The organism is Mesorhizobium sp. GbtcB19, assembly GCF_019091085.1.
In the GTDB taxonomy this organism is placed as follows: Bacteria; Pseudomonadota; Alphaproteobacteria; order Rhizobiales; family Rhizobiaceae; genus Mesorhizobium.
On record NZ_JAGXJY010000014.1, the window covers coordinates 1 to 26,545 of the forward strand.

Annotated in this window: 29 protein-coding genes and 1 tRNA gene; 20 read left to right on the forward strand and 10 right to left on the reverse strand. The window is 64.8% G+C overall.

The window, feature by feature from the left end; genetic code table 11:
* Nucleotides 1-364 precede the first annotated feature (364 nt).
* The 6 genes from KVT37_RS21855 to hrcA form a co-directional block, all read right to left on the reverse strand.
* The gene (locus KVT37_RS21855) at nt 365-988 is read right to left on the reverse strand and encodes a glutathione S-transferase family protein (RefSeq protein WP_217576897.1); all 624 of its coding nucleotides are present in this window, start codon (nt 986-988) and stop codon (nt 365-367) included.
* A 333-nt stretch (nt 989-1,321) separates the two neighbouring features.
* Complete coding sequence (gene cysK, locus KVT37_RS21860) at nt 1,322-2,302, reverse strand: cysteine synthase A (protein WP_217576899.1); 981 nt, start codon at nt 2,300-2,302, stop codon at nt 1,322-1,324.
* Between the two features lie 188 nt (nt 2,303-2,490).
* Nucleotides 2,491-3,108, reverse strand: coding sequence for a LysE family translocator (locus tag KVT37_RS21865; RefSeq protein ID WP_217576901.1), 618 nt, complete (start codon nt 3,106-3,108; stop codon nt 2,491-2,493).
* Between the two features lie 509 nt (nt 3,109-3,617).
* The gene (locus tag KVT37_RS21870; RefSeq protein WP_217576903.1) at nt 3,618-4,958 is read right to left on the reverse strand and encodes a sorbosone dehydrogenase family protein; all 1,341 of its coding nucleotides are present in this window, start codon (nt 4,956-4,958) and stop codon (nt 3,618-3,620) included.
* 121 nt (nt 4,959-5,079) lie between these two features.
* Nucleotides 5,080-5,280, reverse strand: coding sequence for a hypothetical protein (locus KVT37_RS21875; protein ID WP_112098167.1), 201 nt, complete (start codon nt 5,278-5,280; stop codon nt 5,080-5,082).
* A 25-nt stretch (nt 5,281-5,305) separates the two neighbouring features.
* Complete coding sequence (gene hrcA / locus KVT37_RS21880) at nt 5,306-6,403, reverse strand: heat-inducible transcriptional repressor HrcA (protein ID WP_217576904.1); 1,098 nt, start codon at nt 6,401-6,403, stop codon at nt 5,306-5,308.
* 198 nt (nt 6,404-6,601) lie between these two features.
* Between hrcA and rph the strand changes: the two genes are divergently transcribed.
* The 6 genes from rph to KVT37_RS21910 all read left to right on the forward strand — a co-directional run bounded on the left by rph (nt 6,602) and on the right by KVT37_RS21910 (nt 10,518).
* A complete protein-coding gene (gene rph / locus KVT37_RS21885; RefSeq protein ID WP_217576905.1) occupies nt 6,602-7,318 on the forward strand; it encodes a ribonuclease PH in 717 nt (238 codons plus the stop codon).
* Between the two features lie 184 nt (nt 7,319-7,502).
* A complete protein-coding gene (locus tag KVT37_RS21890; protein ID WP_217576907.1) occupies nt 7,503-7,913 on the forward strand; it encodes a VOC family protein in 411 nt (136 codons plus the stop codon).
* Nucleotides 7,913-8,575, forward strand: coding sequence for an RdgB/HAM1 family non-canonical purine NTP pyrophosphatase (rdgB, locus tag KVT37_RS21895; protein WP_217576909.1), 663 nt, complete (start codon nt 7,913-7,915; stop codon nt 8,573-8,575). The genes KVT37_RS21890 and rdgB overlap by 1 nt, the downstream gene beginning before the upstream one ends.
* Nucleotides 8,572-9,750 (forward strand): radical SAM family heme chaperone HemW, encoded by a 1,179-nt coding sequence (gene hemW / locus KVT37_RS21900; protein WP_217576911.1) that lies wholly within the window; start codon nt 8,572-8,574, stop codon nt 9,748-9,750. Before rdgB ends, hemW begins: the two co-directional genes overlap by 4 nt.
* Before the next feature lie 96 nt (nt 9,751-9,846).
* Nucleotides 9,847-10,167: a hypothetical protein gene (locus KVT37_RS21905; protein WP_217576913.1), complete on the forward strand. Its 321-nt coding sequence runs from the start codon at nt 9,847-9,849 to the stop codon at nt 10,165-10,167.
* Between the two features lie 30 nt (nt 10,168-10,197).
* Nucleotides 10,198-10,518 (forward strand): low molecular weight protein tyrosine phosphatase family protein, encoded by a 321-nt coding sequence (locus KVT37_RS21910; protein WP_217576915.1) that lies wholly within the window; start codon nt 10,198-10,200, stop codon nt 10,516-10,518.
* Between the two features lie 187 nt (nt 10,519-10,705).
* Here KVT37_RS21910 and KVT37_RS21915 read toward each other — a convergent pair whose 3' ends face one another.
* On the reverse strand, nt 10,706-10,894 hold the full coding sequence (locus KVT37_RS21915; protein WP_217576917.1) for a hypothetical protein: 189 nt from the start codon (nt 10,892-10,894) through the stop codon (nt 10,706-10,708).
* A 157-nt stretch (nt 10,895-11,051) separates the two neighbouring features.
* Here KVT37_RS21915 and rsmI point away from each other — a divergent pair, with 157 nt between their 5' ends.
* Both rsmI and KVT37_RS21925 read left to right on the forward strand, forming a co-directional pair.
* Nucleotides 11,052-11,948: a 16S rRNA (cytidine(1402)-2'-O)-methyltransferase gene (gene rsmI, locus KVT37_RS21920; RefSeq protein WP_217576919.1), complete on the forward strand. Its 897-nt coding sequence runs from the start codon at nt 11,052-11,054 to the stop codon at nt 11,946-11,948.
* The gene (locus KVT37_RS21925; protein ID WP_217577174.1) at nt 11,941-12,318 is read left to right on the forward strand and encodes a YraN family protein; all 378 of its coding nucleotides are present in this window, start codon (nt 11,941-11,943) and stop codon (nt 12,316-12,318) included. Before rsmI ends, KVT37_RS21925 begins: the two co-directional genes overlap by 8 nt.
* A 258-nt stretch (nt 12,319-12,576) precedes the next feature.
* On the opposite strand, the gene KVT37_RS21930 is transcribed toward KVT37_RS21925, so the two are convergent.
* Nucleotides 12,577-13,383 carry an undecaprenyl-diphosphate phosphatase gene (locus KVT37_RS21930; protein WP_217576921.1) on the reverse strand — a complete coding sequence of 269 codons (807 nt, stop codon included), beginning with the start codon at nt 13,381-13,383 and terminating at the stop codon, nt 12,577-12,579.
* Nucleotides 13,384-13,543: 160 nt separating this feature from the next.
* Between KVT37_RS21930 and KVT37_RS21935 the strand changes: the two genes are divergently transcribed.
* From KVT37_RS21935 to KVT37_RS21990, 12 genes are all read left to right on the forward strand, one after another.
* Nucleotides 13,544-14,236 (forward strand): glutathione S-transferase family protein, encoded by a 693-nt coding sequence (locus KVT37_RS21935; protein ID WP_217576923.1) that lies wholly within the window; start codon nt 13,544-13,546, stop codon nt 14,234-14,236.
* On the forward strand, nt 14,217-15,365 hold the full coding sequence (gene queG / locus KVT37_RS21940; RefSeq protein ID WP_217576925.1) for a tRNA epoxyqueuosine(34) reductase QueG: 1,149 nt from the start codon (nt 14,217-14,219) through the stop codon (nt 15,363-15,365). Before KVT37_RS21935 ends, queG begins: the two co-directional genes overlap by 20 nt.
* A gap of 13 nt (nt 15,366-15,378) precedes the next feature.
* Nucleotides 15,379-16,284: an SDR family oxidoreductase gene (locus tag KVT37_RS21945; protein ID WP_217576927.1), complete on the forward strand. Its 906-nt coding sequence runs from the start codon at nt 15,379-15,381 to the stop codon at nt 16,282-16,284.
* A gap of 90 nt (nt 16,285-16,374) precedes the next feature.
* Entirely contained in the window at nt 16,375-17,472 is a 1,098-nt protein-coding gene (mepA, locus tag KVT37_RS21950) for a penicillin-insensitive murein endopeptidase (protein WP_217576929.1), read from the forward strand.
* A 190-nt stretch (nt 17,473-17,662) separates the two neighbouring features.
* Nucleotides 17,663-18,679 carry a glucokinase gene (locus KVT37_RS21955; protein WP_217576931.1) on the forward strand — a complete coding sequence of 339 codons (1,017 nt, stop codon included), beginning with the start codon at nt 17,663-17,665 and terminating at the stop codon, nt 18,677-18,679.
* A gap of 132 nt (nt 18,680-18,811) precedes the next feature.
* Complete coding sequence (locus tag KVT37_RS21960) at nt 18,812-20,683, forward strand: ABC transporter ATP-binding protein (RefSeq protein WP_217576934.1); 1,872 nt, start codon at nt 18,812-18,814, stop codon at nt 20,681-20,683.
* Nucleotides 20,680-21,501 carry a 4-hydroxy-tetrahydrodipicolinate reductase gene (gene dapB, locus KVT37_RS21965; protein WP_217576937.1) on the forward strand — a complete coding sequence of 274 codons (822 nt, stop codon included), beginning with the start codon at nt 20,680-20,682 and terminating at the stop codon, nt 21,499-21,501. Before KVT37_RS21960 ends, dapB begins: the two co-directional genes overlap by 4 nt.
* A gap of 35 nt (nt 21,502-21,536) precedes the next feature.
* Nucleotides 21,537-22,157 carry a 2,3-bisphosphoglycerate-dependent phosphoglycerate mutase gene (locus KVT37_RS21970; protein ID WP_217576939.1) on the forward strand — a complete coding sequence of 207 codons (621 nt, stop codon included), beginning with the start codon at nt 21,537-21,539 and terminating at the stop codon, nt 22,155-22,157.
* Nucleotides 22,158-22,331: 174 nt separating this feature from the next.
* Nucleotides 22,332-22,416, forward strand: a tRNA-Leu gene (locus KVT37_RS21975).
* Between the two features lie 220 nt (nt 22,417-22,636).
* Nucleotides 22,637-23,170 (forward strand): dihydrofolate reductase family protein, encoded by a 534-nt coding sequence (locus KVT37_RS21980; RefSeq protein WP_217576941.1) that lies wholly within the window; start codon nt 22,637-22,639, stop codon nt 23,168-23,170.
* A 194-nt stretch (nt 23,171-23,364) separates the two neighbouring features.
* A complete protein-coding gene (locus KVT37_RS21985) occupies nt 23,365-25,044 on the forward strand; it encodes a cyclic nucleotide-binding domain-containing thioredoxin-disulfide reductase (RefSeq protein WP_217576943.1) in 1,680 nt (559 codons plus the stop codon).
* A gap of 93 nt (nt 25,045-25,137) precedes the next feature.
* Complete coding sequence (locus KVT37_RS21990) at nt 25,138-25,443, forward strand: UBP-type zinc finger domain-containing protein (protein ID WP_217576945.1); 306 nt, start codon at nt 25,138-25,140, stop codon at nt 25,441-25,443.
* 34 nt (nt 25,444-25,477) lie between these two features.
* On the opposite strand, the gene KVT37_RS21995 is transcribed toward KVT37_RS21990, so the two are convergent.
* Complete coding sequence (locus KVT37_RS21995) at nt 25,478-25,660, reverse strand: hypothetical protein (RefSeq protein WP_112128832.1); 183 nt, start codon at nt 25,658-25,660, stop codon at nt 25,478-25,480.
* A 179-nt stretch (nt 25,661-25,839) separates the two neighbouring features.
* Nucleotides 25,840-26,532, reverse strand: coding sequence for a DUF4336 domain-containing protein (locus tag KVT37_RS22000; RefSeq protein WP_217576947.1), 693 nt, complete (start codon nt 26,530-26,532; stop codon nt 25,840-25,842).
* Between the last annotated feature and the right edge of the window lie 13 nt (nt 26,533-26,545).

A 26,545-nucleotide genomic window follows, 5' to 3' on the forward strand; every position in this document is an offset into this window, starting at 1 on the left:
GGAAGCTCCTGGTCGTCCTCAACGCCATCATCAGGGACAAAATCGCATTCGCATGAACACAGTTGCCATGCCGTGACCTTGATCGTAGAATGCAGCGGAGCAGAATTCTGCACCGTCGAGGCGCGTCCAAGTCACGGCATGGATCCTCGGGTCTGCGCGCGTCGCTCCGCTCCTTGCTCCGCCCGTAGATGACGAGGTGGGGAGGCTTCAGCCAATCTCCAAAGCATGCGACCTGCCAGCGCAAACATAGCCGACGGGTCAAAATTTCTGCGCTGCGGAACCAGTTCCTTGTTTTGCGCAATTCCGGACGGAAGGCTACGGCGAAGTCGCCGAGCTCAACCGCTGCGCACTTTCCTGGAAACGCCTACGCCCACATTTCGTGCGATGCGTTCAGCTTGCGCATCAGCTCGTGCTGGCGCAGCCTCGCCCACAAGCGTTCGATGTTCGCCCAGGCATTGCGCGCCTTCTCGATGTCGGGATGCCAGGCCACCAGCATGACGAGGTAGATGTCGGCAAGCGAGAGCGTCTCGCCGGCCAGCCAGTCACGCCCGGCCAGCGCCCGATCGAGAATGGCAAAGCCGCGATCCATTTCGGCGACCGCCGCCTGCTTCACCGGCTGCAGGCCTTCGCCGTCGACGGTGTAGCGGTGGGCGTAGTAGAGCCTCAGGATCGCCGGGTAGAGCACCGACGACATGAAGGCCATCCAGCGCAGGAAATCGGCGCGGGCGGACGAGCCCGCTTCCGGGGCCAAGCCGGCCTGTGGATGGCGCTCGGCGAGCAGGATGCAGATTGCCGCCGATTCGGTCAGCGAATGACCGTCCGGCAGCGTCAGCACCGGCACCTGGTTCAGCGGGCTGATGGCAAGGAAGGCCGGATCGGGCGCTTCTGTCTTCGGCACGTCGACCTGTTCGAAGGGCGCGCCGGCCATGGCAAGCGCCGCCTCGACGACGAAGCCGCCGCTGCCCGGGCGCGTATAGAGCTTGTACATGCAAAAGTCCTCCCGCCGGCCGATTGGGGCCGGGGGTGATATGAGCTGGAAGAGCGGTTCCGCTCAAGCCAGGCTCCGCCTGCCACTGGTTCTTTTTTGAGCAGTCCAGTTCGAGGCCGCCACGTAAAGGGTTGGCAACGCCGGAGGGACAGCGCCCCCCTCTGTCCTGCCGGACATCTCCCCCACAAGGGGGGAGATTGGCCATCACACCGGCTTTCGCCAATCGCCGACGTTGGAAAATCGAGCTACGCGCCGAAGCTGCTAATCTCCCCCCTTGTGGGGGAGATGCCCGGCAGGGCAGAGGGGGGCGCGAAGGATCTCGGCGCTTAGCGCCTAGGCGCCAAGCCCGTCGAACAGGATGGTCGAGAGGTAGCGCTCGGCGAAGGAGGGGATGACGACGACGAGGTTCTTGCCCTTGTTCTCGGGCCGCGAGCCGACGACGATCGCCGCCTGGAGCGCGGCGCCCGAAGAAATGCCGACCGGCACGCCTTCGAGCCGGGCGACGAGGCGGGCATTGGCAACCGAATCTTCGTTCGAGACCCTGACCACCTCGTCATAGATCGATGTGTCGAGGATCTTCGGGGCAAAGCCGGCGCCGATGCCCTGGATCTTGTGCGGACCGGGCTGGCCGCCCGACAGCACCGGCGAGGCCTCCGGCTCGACCGCCACGACATGCAGCGACGGCTTGCGCTTCTTCAGCACCTGGCCGACGCCGGTGATGGTGCCGCCGGTGCCGATGCCGGCGACGAAGATGTCGACCTCGCCACTGGTGTCGTTCCAGATCTCCTCGGCCGTGGTGCGGCGGTGGATCTCCGGATTGGCCGGGTTCTCGAACTGCTGCGGGATGATGGCGTTGGGCAGCGTGGCGGCGAGCTCGTCGGCCTTGGCGATGGCGCCCTTCATGCCTTTCGGGCCTTCGGTCAGCACCAGCTCGGCGCCGAGCAGCGCCAACATCTTGCGGCGCTCGACCGACATCGTCTCCGGCATGGTGAGGATCAGCTTGTAGCCCTTGGCGGCGGCGGCGAAAGCAAGCGCGATGCCGGTGTTGCCGGAAGTCGGCTCGATCAGCGTGGTCTTGCCGGGCGCGATCTTGCCGGCCTCTTCCAGCGCCTCGATCATGGCGACGCCGATGCGATCCTTGACCGAGGCGATCGGGTTGAAGAATTCGAGCTTGGCCATCAGGTTGGCGACGATGCCCTTTTCCTTGGCGAACTTGTCCAGCCTGACCAGCGGCGTGTCGCCAATCGTCTCCGTGATCGAGTTGAAGACGCGGCCGCGGCCGGGCACGCGCGCGGAGGTGACGGGCTTGTTCATTGGTTCGCTCCCAAGGCAATGGCACAGGCAGACAGAATAGGGCTTTCAACCGCGCAAGATAGGCCGGCGACCGAAAATATCCGAGTGGAACGATTGCTCAAAACCGCGCCGCGCCGGAAATGCATTTTCCGCCGCGAGCGGTTTCAGGAATGGTTTGGCTGAAATCCGGGACGGGTTGAGATTGGAGCCTATTGACGCGCCGCGATCGCCGCCGCCGCGCCCATCATGAAGCCGGCGGCGGTGCGGTTCAAAAGCTTCAGCGCGCGCGGCGATTTCAGGAACCAGCGCGCCTTGGCGGCCAAAGCCAGATACGGCACCAGCACGACAAACAGCACCAGCACGGTGAGCACCGCAAGGATGGCGTAGTCGGCAAAGGTGATGGTCTTCAGATCGACGATGGTCGGCGTGATGGCGAGATAGAAGATCATCGTCTTCGGGTTGCCGAGCGTGACCGTCAGCCCGGCAATGAAGCTCGACACCAGACCGCCCTTGGCCTTCCGCGCCTCGATGTTCTCGGGCGTGATGCCGCTGGTCCAGAAGCGCCAGGCGAGGAAGGCGAGATAGGCGACGCCGGCCCATTTGATGGCGAGGAAGACCATGCCGAAGGTCTGGGCGACGAAGGCCAAGCCCAGCACGACGGCGGTAAGGTAGGTGAGGTCGCCGAGCATCAGGCCGAACGACATTGCCAGCGAGGAGCGGAATCCGGAGCCGAGCGCGCGAGCGACAAGCGCCGTGACGCCGGGCCCTGGAATGGCGGCGGCGACGCCGAGGGCTGCGCTGTAAGCGAGGAATCCGGTGAGTGTCATGGTTCTGGCCTGGCGTATGATCCCCTTAGGGACCAGTGTGGAGGGCGGCTTCTACCATGATGCCGGGTCGCTGGTAATTCCCTAGCGGCGGGATTCGTTGCGCCAGCTCTACCGGGAAGCGTTCCTGGCACGAGCATTTGACCAGGCGCGCCAGCGAGTGCGCCTTTGGAGATTGGTCGAAACGGCCCAGCCTCGTCATCCACGGGCGGAGCAAGGAGCGGAGCGACGCGCGCAGACCCGAGGATCCATGCCGTTACATCCAAGAAAGGTGCCACGGTGCAGAATAAAGACCGGGCACAACAGCAGATAGTTTGCACCGTGGCATCGCCTCGATGTCACGGAATGGATTCCAGGGTCTGCGCGCGTCGCTTCGCTCCTTGCTCCGCCCTGGAATGACGAGGTTGGGAGGCTTTCGCCAATTCCCAGCGTTTGCGCCGATTTCGCGGAAATGAACGGTGAAAGCATTGTCCATCGACAGCCGGGAGCCCGTTAAACCCTCGACCGAGGAGCTACCCGCCATAAGTAATGCGCCAGATCGTGCCGTTGCCGTCCTCGGTGAGGATGAGCGCGCCGTCCTTGGCCACCGCGATGCCCACCGGCCGGCCCCAGACCGCGTCGTCGGCAATGACGAAGCCGGTGGCGAAGTCGTCATATTCGCCGGTCGGCTTGCCGTCCTTGAATCTCAGCCGCACCACCTTGTAGCCGGTGCGCACGTCGCGATTCCATGAGCCGTGCAGCGTGACGAAGGCGTCGCCCTTATAGTCGGCCGGGAAATTGCCGCCGTCATAGAAGGCTATGTTGAGCGGCGCCGAATGCGCCTGGATCAGCACGTCGGGTAGGGTGACCTTGCCGGCGAGGTCGGGACGCGCGCCCTTGTGGCGGGGGTCCTCATTGTCGCCGATGTAATACCAGGGCCAGCCGTAGAAGGCGCCTTCCTTCACGGCGGTCGCGTATTCGAAGGGGACATTGTCGCCAAGCTCGTCGCGTTCGTTGACGACGCACCAGAGCGCGCCCGTCGCCGGCTGCACGGTCATGCCGGAACAGTTGCGCAGGCCGGTGGCGACGGTTCTGCGGTTCTTGCCCTCCGGATCGAAGGCGAGCACGTCGGCGCGGCCCTCCTCCGAACCCCAGGCGGCGCCCAACGGCTGCGATTTCGCCCAGTCCTCGACACCACCCTTCGGCTTGCCACCCATGTCCTCGGCGGTGTTCGAGCCGGAGCCCACCGACAGATAAAGCGTCTTGCCGTCGGGCGAAAAAGCGATGTCGCGGGTCCAGTGATGGTTGGCCGGGATCTTGGCGACGATGGTTTCCGGCTTGCCCGAAGCCTCGAGGTCGCCGTCGCGATAGGGGAAGCGGACGACGCTGTTGCTGTTGGCGACATAGACCCATTGCGGCTTGTCGCCCGGCGGATAGAAGGCGATGCCGTAAGGCCGCGTCAGGCCCTTGGCGAAGACCGTCGTCTCGGCGGGCCTGGCGCTGCCATCGGCGAGACGATAGACGCGAACCTGGTTCGCCTGGCTGTCGGCCACGAAGAGGTCGCCATTCGGCGCCACGCGCACGACCCGGGGATTGTCGATGCCGGAAGCGACGAGCTCGGCGGAGAAGCCGGGCGGAAGCTGTGGCTTGGCGCCCTCGGGGCGATCGGCCAGGCCACCGCCATTAGCAGCGGATTCTGTCACATAGGGTTTCTGCTGATCTTCCGGCTTCAGCAGCCGGCGCACGCCCGGGCGGTCGGCCTTCCAGTCGCCGAAGGCCTTTTCGCCGCTGAGCAGGGGCTGGTCGGCCTGCTGCGCAAAGGCGCCGGTGGCGAGAACCAGCGCGAGGCCCGCAAGGCTGGCGATCCGCATCATCCTGTTCCTCCGTCGTAGTCAACCCACCTCAATCAAGCGAGCGCCACAGGCAAGAGATATTGGGTAAGTGATCTAGAAGAGAAGCTTGCGCACGCTGATTTGACGACGGAGCGCCAGGAACTCAGGTCTCCTCTTCGACGTCCAGGTCGTCGTCGAGGCGCTGCTCCAGTTCGACGAGGTCGGCCGGCAAGGGCAGGCCCATGGCGCGCAGCTCCCGCAATTTCTCGCGCAGCTGCTCCTGGATCTCGTGCTCGTCCTCGGGCTGGTTGATCATTTCCTCGAGCAGCAGGCTGATCTGGGCCTTCAACGATTCCAGCGCCATTTCCACCCTCCTTGCGGCAAGCCGCTTATCTTAGCATGCGCGAAATCAGCTGTGCCGTATAATCGACCATCGGCACGATGCGGGCGTAGTTCAACCTTGTCGGGCCGATGACACCGAGCGCGCCGATGACGCGGGCATCCTTGTCGCGATAGGGCGCCACGACCAGCGACGAGCCGGACAGCGAAAACAGCTTGTTTTCCGAGCCGATGAAGATGCGCACGCCCGGCCCCTCTTCGGCGAGATCGAGCAGCTGCAGCAGCCCGTCCTGCGTTTCCAGGTCCTCGAACAGATGGCGAAGCAGTTCGATGTCGGCCTGGGCGGTGACGTTTTCCAAGAGGTTGGCACGGCCGCGCACGATGAGGCGCGCCGGCAGGCCGCTTTCGGCGCCCGCCCAGACCGCAAGCCCCTTCTCGACCAGGTCCTGCGACAGCGTGTCGAGCGCCGCCCGGGTCTCGTCCTTGATGCGGGCGATCTCCGCCCGCGCCTCGGCCAAAGTGCGGCCGCGTATATGGGCGTTGAGGAAATTGGACGCCTCATGCAGCTGCGATACGGTGGTGCCGGCCGGCAGGTCGACGACGCGGTTCTCGACATCGCCGTTCTGCGACACCAGCACGGCCAGCGCCTTGGTCGGCTCGAGCTGGATGAATTCGATATGCTTGAGGGCCACCTCGTTCTTGGAGGCAAGCACCAGGCCGGCGCCGCGCGACATGCCGGACAGCATCTGGCTGGCCTCGGTCAGCATATGCTCCAGCGTCGCGCCCGAGCCGGAGGCGCGAACCTGCGCCTCGATGATGCGGCGCTCGTCGTCGGAAAGATCGCCAAGCTCCATGAAGGCGTCGACGAAGAAGCGCAGGCCGGTCTGGGTCGGCAGGCGGCCGGCGGAAATATGCGGCGCGTAGATCAGGCCCAGATGCTCGAGATCGCTCATCACGTTGCGGATGGTGGCCGGCGACAGCGAGGAGGGCAGGATGCGCGACAGGCTGCGCGAGCCGACCGGCTCGCCGTCACGCAGATAAGAATCGACAATCCGCCGGAAAATATCGCGCGAGCGCATGTCGAGTGACTGAAGCACCGGCGACTGAAGCCCGGGCGACTGCGACGTCGGATCGACTGGCTTGTTCATTCCGGCGAAAAACCTCCTGCCGAAAAGATATAGACTTAAGCCACCCCCGCGCAACCCGGTGCCGCGTTTGCGGTCACCCAGGTGCCGCGTTTGCGGTCACCCCGACATTTGCCTTACTGCCCCTTTTCCTTTGCGACTTGCCGCGCATGCGTCTACAAGCCGGCCACGATTCCGACAAACGAGAAGAAAGCAGGCCGAATGCGCCCCTCCAAACGCCAAGCCGACGAAATGCGCGCCATCTCCTTCGAGCGCGGCGTCTCCAAGCACGCCGAAGGCTCCTGCCTGGTGAAGTTCGGCGACACGCATGTGCTTTGCACGGCGAGCCTGGAGGAAAAAGTGCCGGCCTGGATGCGCAATTCCGGCAAGGGCTGGGTGACGGCCGAATATGGCATGCTGCCGCGGTCGACCGGCGAGCGCATGCGGCGCGAGGCCTCCGCCGGCAAGCAGGGCGGCCGCACGCTGGAGATCCAGCGGCTGATCGGCCGCTCCTTGCGCGCCGTTGTCGACCTGCAGGCGCTGGGCGAACAGCAGATCACCGTCGACTGCGACGTCATCCAGGCCGATGGCGGCACCCGCACGGCCTCGATCACCGGCGGCTGGGTGGCGCTTTACGACTGCCTGCGCTGGATGGAAGCGCGCCAGATGGTGAGCGTTTCCAAGGTGCTGAAGGACCATGTCGCGGCAATTTCCTGCGGCATCCATGACGGCCAGCCGGTCATCGATCTCGATTACCTGGAGGATTCCTCGGCCGGAACCGACGCCAATTTCGTGATGACCGGCAAGGGCGGCATCGTCGAGATCCAGGGCACGGCGGAAGGCGAGCCGTTTTCCGAGGAGCAGTTTTCCGCTCTGATGGGCCTGGCGAAGAAGGGCATTTCGCGGCTGGTGAGCTTGCAGCAGATGGCGGTGGCGTAGGGTTTCCAATGCCGAGCCTGGGCCCCCCTCTCTGGCCTGCCGGCCATCTCCCCCTCAAGGGGGGAGATTGGATGTCGCCTTGGCTTTCGCCAATCGCCAACGTTGAAGATTGGGCGCCGTCGGCGCAACTGCTGATCTCCCCCCTTGAGGGGGAGATGCCCGGCAGGGCAGAGAGGGGGGCCTCGTGACTCCCTCTGCGATTTTGGAATCAGCTCTCTACGTCACCGATTTGGCTGAAGCCGAAACCTTCTACCGCGACATCATCCGCCTTGAGCCGATGGGCAAGGTCGAAGGCCGGCACGTCTTCTTCCGCTGCGGCGACGGCGTCCTGCTTCTCTTCAACGCCGAGGCGACCAAGATCCCGCCGGCGCCCGACGCCAGGCTGAAGGTGCCGCCGCATGGCACGGCCGGCGAGGGGCATCTCTGCTTTGCCGCAAGCGCCGTCGAGATCGCCGCATGGCGCAGGCATCTCACGGCCAACAACATCGCCATCGAAAGCGATTTCGAATGGCCGCAGGGTGGGCATTCGATCTATATCCGCGACCCTTCGGGCAATTCGATCGAGTTCGCCGAGCCAAGGATCTGGGGTTTCTGATGCATTCTTTGAACGGCCGGAAGATCGTCGTCGCCAGCCACAATGCCGGCAAGCTGCGCGAATTCGCCGACCTGATGGCGCCGTTCGGCTTCGAGGCGAAGTCGGCCAAGGACTACGGCCTGCCCGAGCCGGACGAGACCGGCACCACCTTCGAAGAGAACGCCTATATCAAGGCTTTCGCAGCAGCCAAGGCCACCGGCCTGCCGGCGCTGTCGGACGATTCCGGCCTCTGCGTCGACGCGCTCGACGGCGCGCCGGGCGTCTACACCGCCAACTGGGCCGAGAAGCCAGACGGCAGCAGGGATTTCGGCATGGCGATGCAGAAGACCGAAACGGCGCTTCAGGATGCCGGCGCGACCGAGGCTTCGCAGCGAACCGGCCGCTTCGTCGCCGTTATTTGTCTCGCCTTTCCGGACGGCGAGGCGGAGTATTATCGCGGCGAGGCCGAAGGCACGCTGGTATGGCCGCCGCGTGGCACGCTGGGTTTCGGCTACGATCCGGTGTTTTTGCCTAATGGTTTCGACAAGACGTTTGGCGAGATGAGCGCCGAGGAGAAACACGGCTGGAAAACCGGCCAGGCAACGGCGCTTTCGCACCGCGCCCGCGCCTTCCAGAAATTCGCCCAGGCGCGGCTGGATCTGGAGCGGCTCGGCTCAAAATGATCGGGACCGGCCAGACGATGCAGCTCGACCGCAGCCCAGGCTTCGGCGTCTATATCCATTGGCCGTTCTGCGCGGCCAAGTGCCCTTACTGCGACTTCAACAGCCATGTCCGCCACCAGCCGGTCGACCAGGAGCGTTTCGCGCGCGCCTTCGAAACCGAACTGGCAACCATGCGCGCCCGCACCGGGCCGCGCGAGGTGACCAGCATTTTTCTCGGCGGCGGCACGCCATCGCTGATGAAGCCGGAAACGGTGGGCGCCGTGCTGGAGGCGGTGGCGAGGAACTGGACGGTGCCGGCAGGCATCGAGGTGACGCTGGAAGCCAACCCGTCCTCGGTCGAGGCCGAGCGTTTCCGTGGCTATCGCGCCGCCGGCGTCAACCGCGTGTCGCTCGGGGTGCAGGCGCTGAACGACAAGGATCTGCGCTTTCTCGGGCGGCTGCACAATGTCGAGGAAGCCTTGCACGCAATCGGTTTGGCGCGCGAGATTTTTCCGCGCCTGTCCTTCGACCTGATCTATGCGCGGCCCGGCCAGACGCCGGAGGAATGGGGCGCGGAGCTGGAGCAGGCGATCGGCTATGCCGTCGACCATCTCTCGCTCTACCAGCTCACCATCGAGGAGGGCACGCCCTTCCACGCGCTCTATGCGGCGAAGAAATTCTCGCTGCCCGACAACGACCACGCCGCCGACCTCTATGCGCTGACGCAAGAGGTAACGGCGGCGCATGGGCTGCCGGCCTATGAAATCTCCAACCATGCCCAGCCGGGTGCCGAGAGCCGGCACAATCTGACCTATTGGCGCTATGGCGAATATGTCGGCGTCGGGCCGGGAGCGCATGGCCGCTTCGTCGAGAACGGCCGTCGCACGGTGACAATCGCCGAGAAAATGCCCGAGACCTGGGCCAATCTGGTCGAAGCCAAGGGACACGGCGTTACCGGCGGCGAGATTCTGACGCGCTCCGAAGAAGCGGACGAGTTCCTGCTGATGGGGCTGCGGCTTGCCGAAGGCATTGACCTGCAGCGCTACGAGACGTTTTCCGGGCGCAGCCTTTCGACGGATCGGCTGTCGGTGCTGCAGGAGGAAGGGTTGGTGGCACCGGTCGGCAACGCAAGGCTCCGCGCCACGACCGCCGGCATGATCGTGCTGGATGCGGTGGTGGCGGATCTGGCCAGGTAGTCAACCGTCGACTGATTTTTCGATCTGTGCGTGTATGTTAGACATTCTGCTCGCTTTGGCCGAATGCCGTTGCGGTACATCCCTATAGGATCTGCCATGAAGTTCCTGATCCACGAGACACTTCGAACGTTGAACACGGATGACGTTTTTGAGTTTGGATTGAGTGAGATCACCAAATCTCTGGAATACGATGATATCTACGAGGCCAAGGCTGTGTTCCGTAGAAATGGGAAAGAACGAACCCACAAAGTGCCTGGACTCTCCGAATTCGACGTGGTGCGCGGATTTATGACGTATATTGGAATAAACCTTAGGGCAGCCGCAAAGAACGACCTCGTTGAATTCGACCTAAACGGACTTACCCTGGATCAGTACATACCGCTGACCAAGACGATCCGGGAGATATGGGATGAGTAATTGGCACTTTTGGACCGGCGATGACGGGTCTTGAAAAACGTCCTCTTCGTCTGCAGCCAGAACCGGCTGCGCAGTCCGACCGCCGAGCAGGTGTTTTCCAGGCGCCGCGACATCGAGGTCGAATCGGCCGGCACCAATCACGATGCCGACAACCCGCTGACGCACGAGTTGGTGGCCTGGGCCGACATCATCTTCGTCATGGAAAAGGCGCACCGCGCCAAGCTGCAGAAGATGTTCCGGTCGAGCCTGAAGGGCGCCAGGGTGATCTGCCTGGACATCCCGGACGACTACGAATTCATGGACCCGGAACTGGTGCGATTGCTTGAAGTCCGGGTCGGCAGATACCTCTGAAGATAGCGCGCTTCCCGGCGCGTTTGTCACTCTCGGGCTTGACCCGAGGATCCATGCCTTGATCTATGCGAAGGGCGCGGCGGAGCAGAATTCTGCACCGTTGGGGGCGCTTCAGTGTAACGGCATGGATTCCAGGGTCTGCGCGCGTCGCTTCGCTCTGGAATGACGAAGCGCGAAATCACGAAGGTTAAGCGTCGTGCTTCTGGCGATGCTTGCCGCGGTTCTTCTCGCCATGCACCTCGCCATGGCGAACCTGCTTCTGGTCGGCCTTGTCGCGGCGTGCGCCGTTCTGCTCGGTGATCGGATGTGGGGGCATGCCCTCGCGGGCGGTTTTGCTTTCAAGTCGGCTGATGAAGATGTCGAAGCGATTGGGCATCGTCCGGTCCTGCCTCCTCCCGGGGAATCAGGGGTTAAATTCGCCGTTGCCGGTTTCGTTCCGCACTGTGGCAAAGGCATGGCGATTTCCTTGGCTCGACCTCACGTTTTGCAACAAGCCGTCAGCCGTGCCAAACAGGGTGAACGGAGGGTTATCCTTGACCGGCGACAAACGCAGCTACCTGATCGGACAGACCGAGATCGCGGCACGGCCGCTCGCGCCGGCGCTCTATCTGGTGGCGACGCCGATCGGCAACCTTGCCGATATCACGCTGCGCGCGCTGGAGACGCTGGCCGCCGCCGATATCGTCGCCTGCGAGGACACGCGCGTGTCGCGCGTGCTGCTCGAACGCTACGGCATACGGCGGCGCACCACCGCCTATCACGAGCACAATGCGCAAGAAGCCGGGCCGAAGCTGATCGGGGCGCTGGCAGCAGGGCAGAGCGTGGCGCTGATCTCCGACGCCGGCACGCCGCTGGTCTCCGATCCCGGCTACCGGCTGGTCGGCGAGGCGCTGGAGCAGGGCATCCGCGTCGTGCCCATCCCGGGACCTTCGGCGGCGCTCGCCGCGTTGACGGCATCCGGCCTGCCATCCGACGCTTTCCTGTTCGCCGGGTTCCTGCCGGTGAAGACCGGACAGCGGTTGACCAAGCTCGAAACCTTCAAGGCGGTGCCGGCAACGCTGATCTTCTTCGAGTCGCCGCGGCGGCTTGCCGAGACGCTTGGCGCCATGGTCGAGGCGCTCGGCGGCGCACGCCAGGCCGCGATCGGCCGCGAGCTGACCAAGACCTTCGAGGAAATGCGCACCGGCACGCTGGCCGATCTGGCCGACCACTATGCGGCGGCCGACACGCCGAAGGGCGAGATCGTCATCTGCGTCGGCCCGCCGGAAGCGACGGAAGACCAACCCGCGGACATCGATCGCCTGCTGTTGTCGCTCGCGGCGGAAATGTCGGCGTCAAAGGCGGCGGCTGAGGCGGCGAAAATGACCGGCGGGCAGAAGCAGGCGCTTTACCGGCGACTCTTGGAACTCAAGGAAGGCGATGGTGGCTAAACGTTCGGCCGGCCATCGTCGAAAAGCCTATCGGCGCGGCCATCGCGGCGAGTGGCTGGCGGCGCTGGCGCTGATGCTGAAAGGCTACCGCATCCTCGCCCGCCGCCACCGCACGAAACTTGGCGAGATCGACCTGATCGCCCGGCGCGGCGACCTCGTGCTGTTCGTCGAGGTCAAGGCACGCCGGACATTGATCGAGGCGATGGAAGCGATCGGCCATGAATCGGAGCGGCGCATCGAAGGCGCGGCGGATTTGTGGCTGTCGCGCCAGCCTGACTATGGCAGGCTTTCGATGCGTTTCGACATGGTCGCGGTGCTGCCCTGGCGCTGGCCGGTGCATGTCGAGAACGCGTTTTATGGGCGGAATTAGGCCATGTGCTTCGTCATCCTAGGGTGGAGCAGCCGAGAAGCGGCGTCGCGGAAACCCTAGGATCCATGCCGTGACCTAGACGCGCTGCCACGGTGTAGAATCTGAATCAAAGAGCGTCGCGCCTGACGAGGGGCTGTTTGCGACCGCCGCGTTCTACGGTCGGCGGCACGGCATGGATCCTCGGGTCTGCGCTGCGTCGCTACGCTCCTTGCTCCGCCCGTGGATGACGAAGGCGTGGTTGCAGCGTCTGCGCTTTGCTCACCCCCACACCATCAGCGCCGCCAGCCCCGCGATACCCACCACCAGCCGCCACCAGCCGAACAGCGAATAGCCGTTCTTCGAGACGTAATCGAGCAGGAAGCGCACCACGAACAGCGCGGTGACGAAGGCGGCGATGAAGCCGACGGAAATGATCGGCAGGTCGGCCGAGGTCAGCACGTTGCGGTTCTTGTAGAGGTCGAAAACGAAGGCGCCGACCATGGTGGGCATGGCGAGGAAGAAGGAGAACTCCGCCGCCGCGCGCTTGTCGACGCCCATCAGCAGCGCGCCGACGATGGTAGAGCCGGAGCGCGAGGTGCCGGGGATCAGCGACAGGCACTGGAACAGGCCGATCTTGAGATAAACGCTCAACGGGAAGCGCTCGACATCGTGATGCACCGGCTTGAAGTTGATGCGGTCGACGACCAGCAGCACCACGCCGCCGATGATCAGCATGATGCAGATCAGCCGCGGCGATTCGAACAGGATGGTCTTGATGAAGTCATGCGCCAGCGCACCGATGACCGCCGCCGGCAGGAAGGCAATGAGGATGCCGATGACGAAATGCCTTATTTGCGGGTCGCTGGGCAGCTTGATCAGCATCTGCCAGAGCTTGCTGAAGTAGACGCTGAGGATCGCCAGGATCGCGCCGAGCTGGATCAGGATCTCGAAGGCCTTGCCGGTGGAATGGAAGCCGAGGAAATGGCCGGCAAGCAGGATATGGCCGGTCGAGGAGACCGGGATGAACTCGGTCAGGCCCTCCAGCAGCCCAAGCAGCAGGGCTTCGACAATGGTCTGGCTTTCCATGGCAACCTCAGGATTTCGGGGACAGCTGGGGACAACGGCTTGCTTGTCACGGCGCGGAAGTCCCCCTATAGGTCGCAACACCGTGACGGCCGCATGACGGGCCGCCAAGACTTACCGGCGCGGGTTACGATTCGCCAGTGCGCCCTATCATCGCGGAACCATGCTGACGCTTTTCCATCATCCGATGTTCGCAACCTGCCGGTTCGTCCGCCTCGCCTTCGGCGAGTATGGCGAGGAACTGGCGCTGATCGAGGAAAAGCCGTGGACGCGGCGCAAGGAGTTCCTGGCGCTGAACCCGGCCGGCACGCTGCCGATCCTGCTTGCCGAAGGCGACGTGCCGATCGTCGGCGCCATGGTGATCGCCGAATATCTCGACGAGACGCGCGGCGTGTTGAAGCGCGACAAAAGGCTGTTCGCCGAAGACCCGATGCAGCGCGCCGAAATCCGCCGGCTGACTGACTGGTATCTGGCGAAGGCCGAGAGCGAAGTGACCCGCCATCTGGTGCGCGAGCGCGTGCTGAAGCCGGTGATGCCGGAAACCGCCGGCGGCGGCTCGCCGGACTCGGCGGCGATCAGGGCCGCGCGCGCCAATATCCGGCAGCACATGAAATACACCAACTGGCTGGCCGGCACGCGTCATTGGCTGGCCGGCAGCAAGGTGACCTATGCCGACCTCGCGGCGGCGGCGACGCTGTCGGTGCTCGACTACCTCGGCGAGATCGACTGGCGCGAACACAGCGCCGCGCGCGAATGGTATACGCGGGTGAAATCGCGGCCATCGTTCCGGCCGCTGCTCTCCGACCGGGTGCGCGGCCTGTCGCCGGTATCGCATTATGCGGACCTCGACTTCTGAGAAACTTCGCGCGCTGATCGACGCCGAGGCGCGCCGCGCCGGCTTCGAGGCGGTTGCCGTGACCAGGCCGGACGCGATCCCGCTGGCGCCCGCAAGGCTCGCCGAATTCGTCTCGGATGGTTTCCACGGCTCGATGGAGTGGATCGCCGAGACGCTCCAGCGGCGCGCCGAGCCCTCGACGCTGTGGCCCGAGGTGCGCTCGATCGTCGTTCTGGCGATGAATTACGGCCCGGATCACGATCCGCGCGACATCCTTGCAAAGCCTGACCTCGGCGCCATCTCGGTCTATGCGCAGAACCGCGATTATCACGACGTGATGAAGGGCCGGCTGAAGGAGATCGCCGGCAAGATCGTCGCGCGCGCCGGCGGCGACGTGAAGGTGTTCGTCGATACCGCACCCGTGATGGAAAAGCCGCTGGCGGAGGCTGCGGGGCTCGGCTGGCAAGGCAAGCACACAAATCTGGTCAGCCGCGCGCATGGCTCGTGGCTGTTCCTCGGCACGATCTTCACCACGGCCGAGCTCGAGCCGGACAAGGCCGAGATCGACCATTGCGGCTCCTGCCGCGCCTGCCTCGACGTCTGCCCAACCGACGCTTTCCCCGCGCCCTACCGGCTCGATTCGCGGCGCTGCATCTCCTACCTCACCATCGAGAACAAGGGGCCGATCCCCCGCGAATTCCGCGAAAAAATCGGCAACCGCATCTATGGCTGCGACGATTGCCTCGCCGCCTGCCCGTGGAACAAATTCGCCAGCGCGGCTTCGGAGGCGAAGCTTGCCGCGCGTGCGGATTTGCGCGAGCCGAAGCTTTCGGAGTTGCTGATCCTCGACGACGCGGCGTTCCGCGCTTTCTTCTCGGGTTCGCCGATTAGGCGCATCGGGCGCGACCGTTTTGTGCGCAACGTGCTGATCGCCGCCGGCAATTCTGGCGATCCGTCACTAACGTCGCTCGTGCGCCGCCTGCTCGACGATGTCTCGCCACTGGTGCGGGGTGCGGCAATCTGGGCCCTGTCGCGACTGCTGTCCGATCGCGAATTTAGCGACCTCGCCGCCACGGCTTCGAAGACCGAGGACGACGCATCGGTCCGCGAGGAATGGCTGGCGGCGTCAAATCTCGCAAAGGTCGATTGATGGGGATTCATTGATGGGCGAAAGACGCTTCTTCATCTTCGGCGCCGGCTATTCCGGCAAGGCTTTTGCGCGGGCCAACCAGCAGCGGGCGCCGGTCTCCGGCACGACCCGGGCGCCGGAAAAATTCGAGGCGCTGCGATCGGTGGGCATTGAGCCGCTGCAATTCGACGGCGCGCTGTCGCCCGAGCTCAGCGATGCGCTCGCCAAAACCACGCATCTCATCGTCTCTGTCGCGCCGGACGAGGCCGGCGATCCAGTGCTCAACGCCGCCGGCGAGGTGCTGCGAGAAAAGATGCCGGCGCTGGAATGGATCGGCTATCTCTCAACGGTCGGCGTCTATGGCGATCATGGCGGCGCCTGGGTGGACGAGACCGGCGCGTGCCGGCCGGTGTCGAAGCGTTCGGTGATGCGGGTGGCGGCCGAACAGGAATGGCTGAAGCTTGGCCGGGAGATCGGCAAGCCGCTGGCGATCCTGCGGCTTTCCGGCATTTACGGCCCGGGTCGCAACGCGCTGGTCAATCTCGAGGACGGCACGGCGCGGCGGCTCGTGAAAGCCGGCCAGGTGTTCAACCGCATCCATTGCGACGACATCGCCGGGGCGCTCTGGCATCTGGCCGACAACAATCTCGGCGGGATTTTCAACGTCACCGATGACGAGCCGGCACCGCCGCAGGATGTCGTCGCCTATGCCGCGGGATTGATGGGCGTGGAGCCGCCGCCGGAAATTCCCTTCGAGACTGCCCAACTTTCGCCCATGGCGCGGTCTTTCTATGGCGAGAACAAGCGCGTCGCCAACAAGGCGATCAAGGCGGCAGGCTATCGTTTCCAGTTCCCGAACTATCGGGTGGCATTGGAGCGGATGTGGGCCGAGGGCGACTGGCGGGACGGAGAGCCACGCAGCCCGATGAAACGCTCGTGATCGAAGCCTGGCACTCGGCGTGCTATGATTCGGGCCTGATTCATGAGGGCCAGGACGTGCGTAGCGGACGACTGGAAGGGGACCAGCCTGATGAATTTGCGATCGCTGCCTGACCGCAAGCCGTTCCTGACCGCAGCGCTGGCGCTGGTGACCTTGGCCGCATTGGCGGCTGTCGCCATTTCGGCCGAGCCCCGCGCGAAAGACCTGTTCGGTGCCCGGAAACTGCCGGCCGTGGCGCCGGCGCAATCCTTCGGCTTCTATTCGAAAGGCTGCTTCACCGGCGGCGTGGCGCTGCCGATGGACGGGCCGAACTGGGAAGTGATGCGCCCGTCGCGCAACCGCCGCTGGGGCCATCCGGCGATGATCTCGCTGATCGAGAAGCTCGCGCGGGACGCCCAGGCGGATGGCTGGCCGGGCCTTCTGGTCGGCGACGTCTCGCAGCCGCGCGGCGGGCCGATGATGACCGGCCATGCCTCGCACCAGATCGGGCTCGACGCCGACATCTGGCTGACGCCGATGCCGAAGCGGCCGCTGACCACGGCGCAGCGCGAAAACATGAGCGCGACGCTGATGGTCGACGAAAAAACGCATCTGGTGAAGGATGCGCTGTGGACGCCGGCGCACACCAGGCTGCTGAAGCGCGCGGCGAGCTATCCGGAGGTCGAGCGCATCCTGGTCAATCCCGGCATCAAGAAGAAGCTCTGCGACACCGTCACCGGCGACCGCACCTGGCTGCGCAAGGTGCGGCCGTTCTGGGGCCATGACTATCATTTCCATATGCGCATCGGCTGCCAGCCGGGTTCGCCCTTCTGCAAGGCGCAGGAGACGACGCCGGACGATGACGGCTGCGGCAAGCCGCTGGCCTGGTGGTTCACCGAGGAGCCCTGGCGGCCAAACAAGAACCCGGATGCGCCCAAGGCGCGCGACCTGATGACGATGGCCAATCTGCCTAAGCAGTGCCAGGACGTGCTCGGGGCGCCGGACGCGCCTTCGCTCGAGGCGGTGACCTATCATGGCGGTGCGGCCGCCGCTGTCGCCGTGGCCGAGCCGCAGCCGGCCGAACCGCAACCAAGCGAGCCGGCGCAAATGATTTCGAGCGGCAACGCGTCCCTGCCGGCGGCGGCCAGCGCTTTCGCGCCGACGCCCTCGATCGGCATTCCGCTGCCAAGGCCACGACCCGGCAACTAGTGCGTTTCACAGTTTCACGGAAACGGCGAAACGCCCTATCTCTTTGCTTTGACGCAATTCCAGACTGAAAACCGCACACACTTTTCTGGAATTGCTCTAAGGCGCAAGCGGGCTTCCCCTTTAGGGGGTCATGCGCTAGTCAATCGATTGAAACGACGCCCGGGGCTCCGCAAAGAGGACGACCAAGAGTATGGCAGGCGAAGAGACAGCGCTGCGGTTTCCTGTCCTGATCGGCGACATTGGCGGCACCAATGCGCGCTTCTCGATCGTGCTCGACGCCAATTCGGAAGCGACCGAGCCGCAAATCGTCCAGACCGCCAATTTCAAGACCATCGACGAGGCGATCCAGGCGGCGGTGCTCGACCGTTCGTCCATCCAGCCGAATTCGGCCGTGCTGGCGATCGCCGGGCCGGTCGACGGCGACGAGATCCCGCTCACCAACTGCCCCTGGGTGGTGAAGCCGAAGCAGATGTTTCGCACGCTGGGCCTGAGCGAAGTCGTGGTGCTCAACGATTTCGAGGCGCAGGCGCTGGCCGTGGTGGCGCTCGGCGAGGAGCATATGGAAAAGATCGGCGGCGGCACGCCCGAGCCCAATGCCGGCCGCGTCGTGCTCGGCCCCGGAACCGGGCTCGGCGTCGCCGGACTGATCTATGCCCTCAACCACTGGATCCCGGTGCCGGGCGAGGGCGGGCATATGGATATCGGCCCGCGCACGCCGCGCGACTTCGAGGTGTTCCCGCATATCGACAAGCTCGAAGGCCGCATCTCCGGCGAGCAGATCCTGTGCGGCCGCGGGCTGGTCAATGTCTATCGCGCCGTGGCCAAGGCCGACGCCAGGCCGGCGCCCCTCGCCACGCCGGCCGAGGTCACCGCGGCGGCGCTTTCTAAATCCGATCCGGTAGCCGAGGAGGCGCTGGCGCTGTTCGTCACCTGCCTCGGCCGCACCGCCGGCGATCTCGCACTGGTGTTCATGAGCCGCGGCGGCGTCTTTCTGACCGGCGGCATCGCGCAGAAAATCGTGCCGGCGCTGAAGGCCGGCAATTTCCGCGCTGCCTTCGAGGACAAGGCGCCGCACAGCGCGCTGATGCGTGAAATGCCGGTCTATGTCATCACCCACCCGCTGGCGGCGCTGCTTGGGCTTGCCGCCTATGCCAGGATGCCGTCGCTGTTCGGCGTCAACACGGCGGGACGGCACTGGCGGGCCTGATCGCGCCCGGGTTCGGGACGGCGGTCGGCTGCCGCGACGAAGTTTCGCCATAGGCAAGCCGTAGCCGGGGCGTTAAGAGGATGCCGAAAAGCGGCCCATCTGACACGCGGACAACCACGAAGCGCCCCTGATTTGACTGTTCAAACCCCACTCAAACTGAAGGTCCAGCCCACTGAGGTCAGGGCGGTGCTGCGCCGCATCCTGGCTGAGAACGGTAGCGAATATCGCTGGACCTATGTCGTCGCCGTCGTCTGCCTGCTGATCGTTTCAGGCACCACCGCCTTCACAGCGTGGATCATGGCCCCGATGATCAATGAGATATTCGTCGAACGGCGCGGCGACATGATCGTCTGGATCTGTGCCGGTTTCATGGGAGCCTCGGTGCTGCGCGGCTTTGCCGGTTACGGCCAGGCAGTGGCGTTGGCGAAAATCGGCAACAATCTGGTCGCGCGCTACCAGAAGCGCAGCTTCGACCATCTGATGAAGCTCGGCGTCAACTTCTTCAACGATACGCGTTCGGGCCGGCTGTCGGCGCAGGTCAACGAGAATGTCGGCGGCGTTCGCGATCTGCTGTCGCTGACGCTGACCTCCATCAGCCGCGATGCTGTCTCGCTGGTCGCCCTCGTCGGCGTCATGATCTACCAGGATCCGGTGCTGTCGCTGAGCTCGCTGCTGATCGGGCCGCCGCTGATCTGGGCGGTCATCTACATCACCCGCCGACTGCGCAAGATCAACCGGGAATCCGTGCTGATCAATTCGCGGCTGAACGGCTCCGTGCAGGAGGCCACGCAAGGCATCGCCATCGTCAAGGCTTTCACCCTGGAGGACGAGTTGGCGCGCCGCATCGGCGCCATGGCCGACACGGCCGAGCAGCGTAACAACAAGATCGCCCGGGTCGCGGAGCGGCTGTCGCCGATTTCGGAGATTCTCGGCGGCCTCGCCATCACCGCCGTGCTCGCCTATTCCGGCTACCGTGCCCTGTTTCTTGGGCAGCCGCCCGGCGCGGTGTTTTCCTTCATCACCGCGCTGATCCTGGCCTACGACCCGGCAAGACGCCTGGCGCGCACCCAGGTCGGCATGGAACGCGCACTGGTCAATGCGCGCATGATCTACGAGCTGCTCGACCTCGAGCCGAAACAGAGCGACGCGCCCGACGCCGTCGAGGCCAGGATCACCACGGGCGAGGTGCGCTTCGACAATGTGACGTTCGGCTACAGCGCCGACATGCCGGTGCTGCGGGAGCTGAGCTTCACAGCCGCCGCCGGCAAGGTGACGGCGATCGTCGGCGCTTCGGGCGCGGGCAAGTCGACCATGGTGGCGCTGCTGCAGCGCTTCTATGACGTCGACCAGGGCTCGATCGAAATCGACGGCCAGGACATCGCCAAGGTGACCAAGCATTCGCTGCGCAGCGCGATCGCCTATGTCTCGCAGGCGCCCTATCTGTTCGAGGGCACGATCCGCGACAACATCCGCTACGGCCGGCTTTCCGCGACCGACGCCGAGGTCGAGCAGGCGGCGAAACTGGCGGCGGCAGACGAGTTCATCCGCCAACAGCCGAAAGGTTACGACACACCGGTCGGCGAAGGCGGCTCGACGCTGTCCGGCGGCCAGCGCCAGCGCGTCTCGATCGCGCGCGCCATCGTGCGCCAGGCGCCGATCCTTTTGCTCGACGAGGCGACCTCGGCGCTGGACAACGAGGCCGAGGCGCGCGTCCAGGAGGCGCTCACCCATGTCATGGAAGGCCGCACGACGATCGTGATCGCGCACCGGCTGTCGACGGTTGTCAATGCCGACCACATCATCGTGCTGGAAGAGGGACGGCTGGTCGAGGAAGGCACGCATGCGACGCTGATGGCCGATCCGCACTCCATCTATGCCCGCTTCCACCGGATTCAGGGCAAGAAGGGGCTGGGGCTTGTCGACGACGCCAAGGCAAGCCAGACTTCGGGCCAAACTCCGGCGCCGCGCAGCCGCGCCAAGAAGACCGTCAGGAGAAGCGCATGAGTGAATCCGGCGATATGGGCCTGGTGGTGGTGGGCGCCGCCGGCCGCATGGGCCAGACGCTGATCCGCGCCATCCACACCATGCCCGGCGCGTGTGTCGCCGCCGCGGTCGAACGGCCGGACTCGGCCCATCTCGGCAAGGATGCCGGTGAGCTCGCCGGCATCGGCATCATCAACGTGCCGATCGTCGACGATCCGCTGCCGGCCTTCGCCAAGGCCGACGGCGTGCTCGATTTCACCGCGCCCGCGGCAAGCGTCGAATTCGCCGGTTATGCCGCGCAGGCGCGCATCGTCCATGTCATCGGCACGACCGGCTGCTCGGCCGACGACAATGCCAAGATCGCCGCTGCCGCGCGCCATGCCACCATCGTGAAATCCGGCAATATGAGCCTCGGCGTCAATCTTCTGGCGGTGCTGGTGGAGCAGGCGGCGAAGGCGCTCGACCCGGAGGATTTCGACATCGAGATCCTGGAAATGCACCACCGGCACAAGGTCGATGCGCCGTCCGGCACGGCGCTGCTGCTCGGTGAGGCGGCGGCAAAAGGGCGCGGCATCGATCTCGGGGACAACAGCGTGCGGGTGCGCGACGGCCATACCGGGGTACGCAAGGCCGGTTCGATCGGCTTCGCCACGCTGCGCGGCGGCTCGGTGGTCGGCGACCACAGCGTGATCCTTGCCGGCACCGGCGAGCGCATCACGCTGGCCCACAATGCCGAGGACCGAGCGATTTTTGCGCGGGGCGCCGTCAAGGCGGCGCTCTGGGCGCGCGGCAAGAAACCCGGTCTCTATTCCATGCGGGACGTGCTCGGCCTGAGCTGAGAACGGCCCTTCCACAAAATCTCTAAGGAGCAAACATGTCGGGAACTCTCGTGCTCGTGCGCCACGGCCAGAGCGAATGGAACCTGAAGAACCTGTTCACCGGCTGGCGCGATGTCGACCTGACCGAACAGGGCAATGCGGAAGCGCTCGCCGCCGGCGAGAAGCTCAAGGCGCGCGGCCTGAAATTCGACATCGCCTACACATCGGCGCTGAAGCGGGCGCAGAAGACCTGCCAGCATATCCTCGACGTGGTCGGGCAGAGCGATCTCAAGACCATCCGCGACCAGGCGCTCAACGAACGCGACTATGGCGACCTCTCCGGCCTCAACAAGGACGATGCGCGCAAGAAATGGGGCGAGGAGCAGGTGCATGTCTGGCGCCGTTCCTACGACATCGCGCCGCCCGGCGGCGAAAGCCTGAAGGACACCGGCGCGCGCGTCTGGCCCTATTACCTGCACGACGTGCAGCCGCATGTGCTGCGCGGCGAGACCGTGCTGGTCGCCGCCCATGGCAATTCACTGCGCGCGCTGATCATGGCGCTGGACGGCAAGAGCGGCGAGGAGATCGTCAAGCTCGAGCTCGGCACCGGCGTGCCGGTGATCTACCGGCTTAACGCCGATTCGACGGTGGCGTCGAAGGACGTGCTGGAAGGCTAAGGCGCAGCAAGCGGGGCGCCGACGCCGCGGCCAGCCTCTTTCTCCCCGTTTACGGGGAGAAATGCCCGGCAGGGCAATGAGGGGCGGCGCCGACGCCGGGAACAAAGAGAGCCGGCGCCGACGAAAAAACCGCGTTGACACATATCGTTTGCCCGCTTACATGAGCGCCCACCAGCCCAGATGGCGGAATTGGTAGACGCGCACGGTTCAGGTCCGTGTTCCGCAAGGAGTGGAGGTTCGAGTCCTCTTCTGGGCACCATCTCATCCCGACTGCCAACGGGAAGATAAGCCTTTCCAATTCATTGCGCTCGCCCTTGTGTGTTACAAAGGTGTGCAACAATGCATTTCCGGTTGGTCAAACCCGTGAAGCGAAAAGGCACCGTCAACCAGCGGTTCGGTCGCGGTGGGCCGCGATACGCGTTATCCATCGAATGAAAGCGCGGGAGTCGAAGCAGCCAATGCGCAGGACAGTTCTGATCATGACGATGTCGCTTGACGGCTTCGTCGTTGCGCCCGAGGGATTTCCAACCGGCGCTTTGCCGGAGCCTGCTGAACTCAAAAGATGGAAGCTTGATCGCATCAGCCATGCTGGCGCCCATTTGATGGGTCGCGTCAGCTATGAGGAAATGGGGCCCTACTGGCAGTCATCGAAGGACGATTATGCGGCTCCTATGAATAACATTCCTAAGGTTGTGTTCTCCAGAACCCTCAAGAAAGCCGACTGGCCAGTCACAACCATCGCCAACGGCGACCTCGCCCAAGAGATCACGGCGCTCAAGAATCAACCGGGTGGCGAACTCGTCGTATGGGGAGGCGCTGGATTCGCTCAGGCTGTTACCCGAGCCGGGCTCATCGACGAATATGCAATCATCTCCAAGCCCATTGCCTACGGCGGCGGGAAACCCTTGTTCCGCGACCTTGAACAGGCCCTGAAGCTGAAAGTCCTGGCGACAACGGCCTACGAGGGTGGCACAATTCTACGGCTATACGAGCCCGACCAACCGACACGCTAGCCAATCTGCATCTTCGCGTCCCACCGGGCGCCAGGATCCAGCTGTCACCGACGGGGATTGATTTCAACGAGGAACAGTCCGCCGGCAGCGGTATCGGGCAAGCTGCGCGAAAGGTGGAAAGCGAAACCTCCCCTTCCGGCCAGTCCCCCAACAAAGCGCTTCAAACCCGGCGCCCCTGACGCTACGGTCGCGCCATGGCCCCTTCCGTCAGCCCGACCATCACCGCGCGGCGCGACCAGATGTTTCCCGTGCTCACCGACGCGGATATCGAACGCATGCGCCGCTTCGGCGAAGCCAGAGCCTACGCCGCCGGCGAACACATCGTCACCGCCGGCACGGTTTCACCCGGGCTGATCCTCATCCTGTCTGGCAAGGTCGATATCACGCAGTCCGGCGGGATCGGGCCGCGCGAGGCGATCGTCAGCTATGGCGCCGGCAATTTCATCGGCGAGCTGGCGCAGCTTTCCAACCGGCCGTCGCTGGTCAATGCCGAGGCGATCGAGCCGGTCGAGGCGATCGTCATACCCTCGCAGCGGCTGCGCGACCTGATGGTGCAGGAGGCCAATCTCGGCGAGCGCGTCATGCGGGCGCTGATCCTGCGCCGCGTCGGCCTGCTCGAAAGCGGCGCCAGCGGACCGGTGGTGATCGGCCCGCCCGGCAATGGCGACGTGCTGCGGCTGCAGGGTTTTCTGCGCCGCAGCGGGCTGCCGCACCGGGCGCTCGATTCCGACACCGATCCCTGCGCGAAAACGCTGATCGAGCGTTTCCATGTCGATCCGCACCATCTGCCGATTGTGCTCTGCCCGAACGGCAAGCTGATGCACAATCCGGGCGAGAACGAGCTCGCCCGCTGCGTCGGCCTGCTGCGGCCGATCGATGCCGACAAGGTCTATGACGTGGCGATCGTCGGCGCCGGCCCGGCGGGGCTGGCGGCGGCGGTCTATGCGGCCTCGGAGGGTCTGTCGACCATCGTGCTCGACTGCCGCGCCTTCGGCGGACAGGCTGGCGCCTCGGCGCGAATCGAGAACTATCTCGGTTTCCCGACCGGCATCACCGGCATGGCGCTGATGGCGCGCGCCTATAACCAGGCGCAGAAATTCGGCGTCGAGATGGTGATCCCCGACGAGGCGAAGCTGTTGGGCGCCGCCGACGATACTTCCGGCGCCCGCTATCAACTGGCCATCGGCGACGGCGAGAGCGTGCGCACGCGTTCGGTGGTGATCGCCAGCGGGGCGCGCTACCGCCGCCTCGACATCGCCAACCTGGCGCAGTTCGAGGGCACCTCGGTGCATTACTGGGCCTCGCCGATCGAGGCCAGGCTTTGCCAAAGCCAAGAGGTGGCGCTGGTCGGCGCCGGCAATTCGGCCGGGCAGGCCGCCGTCTATCTCGCCAGCCAGGTGCGCAAGGTGACGCTGCTGGCGCGCCGCGACAGCCTCGACGCCACCATGTCGCGCTATCTGGTCGAGCGGATCAAGGCGCAGCCCAACATCGAGGTGCTGACCGAGACCGAGGTCGCGGCGCTGGAGGGTCATGAGGGCAATCTCGAGCGGCTGCGCTGGCGCAACCGGGTGACCGGCGAGGAGACGACGCGCGCCATCCACCACCTTTTCCTGTTCATCGGCGCCGATCCGAACACCGACTGGCTGGCGAACTGCAACGTGGCGCTGGATGCCAAGGGTTTCGTGCGCACCGGGCCGGACACGACGCCGGGACACGGGCTGATGGAAACCAGCCGCAGCGGCGTGTTCGCCATCGGCGACGTGCGCTGCGGCTCGACCAAACGCGTCGCGGCCGCCGTCGGCGAAGGCGCGCAGGTGGTCGCGGCATTGCATGCCTATCTGGCGCGAAACGGCGCCGCCGCGGCGAACGAATAAATCTCTTTGCTTTGACGCAATTCCGGACGGAAAACCGTGTGACACTTTTCCTGGAATTGCTCTAGATCAGCCCGAACCGGCGAGGAACCAGCGATGGACGAATGCAGGCACACCAGGGACATCAAAAAGGTCACGCCGAGCGCGCTGGGCTGCGAGGAATGCCTGAAAAGCGGTTCCTGGTGGGTGCATCTCAGGCTCTGCCGGACCTGCGGCCATGTCGGCTGCTGCGACGACTCGCCCAACCGCCACGCGACAAAACATTTCCACGCCACGCAGCATCCGGTGATCGAGGGTTACGACCCGCCGGAGGGCTGGGGCTGGTGCTTTGTCGACGAGGTGTTCATCGACCTCGGCGAGGACACGACGCCGCAGAGCGGGCCGATCCCCAAATTCGTTTGAGGCTGCGCAGCGAGCCGGCGGAAGGTCTCCGGCTTTATCGCACCGAGCTGGTCACTGTCGGATCGACGGCGTCCGGCACGGATTTACGCTCATTGCCGGCGAAAATGCCGATGAGGAGAAGGCTGAGCACAACCGGCACAAACAGGATGGCGACGCGCGCCTGCACGTAGAAGATGGCACGCCATTCGTTTCGCTTTTCGGGGCTGTCGTTCATCATGCTCGCTCTGTTGTGCCGCCCAGGGCGCGGCATAGAGAGGAAGCGTTAAACATCTCCTTCCAATTCCGTTAACGGGGGGATGATCTGCTTTAATCGCACAGGGCAGCGCTGCCCCCGCTCCGTCCGCTTCGCGGCCACCTCTCCCCCACTTTGTGGGGGCGAGGAAACGCCAACTGAAATCAGAGCAACCAGCCGAACGCTCGCCGCAGAAACGTGACGCCGTCTCCCCTGACCGGCTCGCCGTGCGACATCACCACGTTCTCCACCGGCCATGCCAGGATGCGCCCAACGGCAGCCCGAGCCGCCTGCCTGTCGATGAAGGCGAGGCGGAATTTGCGCGGCACGGATGGCTCCGCCGCGGCCATCAGATCGAGACGAGCGACGATGGCGCGCCAGCCCTTGAACCAGCCGGGGCGGAACTGCTGGATGAGGTCGGTGAAGAGCGCAGTCTGGCTCGGAAGGTGGAAGAATACCACCTCCGTGGTGATCCTGTTGCCGCGCATCGCCACCTGGTCGAGATCGTCCTTCCATTCGGCGATCGGGCTATCGCCAAGGTCGCCGTCGAAGCGGATGTCCGGGCGCTTTTCGCGCAGGCCCGGCGGCGCGTAGACTTTTGCTTCTGGATAGACGTGCTGCCAGTCGGCCAGGAAGACGTGGTGCAGCGAGTTGGGCGGGATCAGAAAGCGCACCTCGCCGAGTTCGCTCAATTCCGCACGCAGATCGTCGCTGAGCGCGACCGGCGACCAGACGAACAGGCCGCCGCCGACCAGGCGGATGACGGCCATACGTGTCGGGTAGTGGAAACCGGCCGCGGCGGTGACGACCGGTCCATCGGCAAGCCAGATTTCGGGACCAAACTGCTGCAGGATCATGGTGGATAACCGC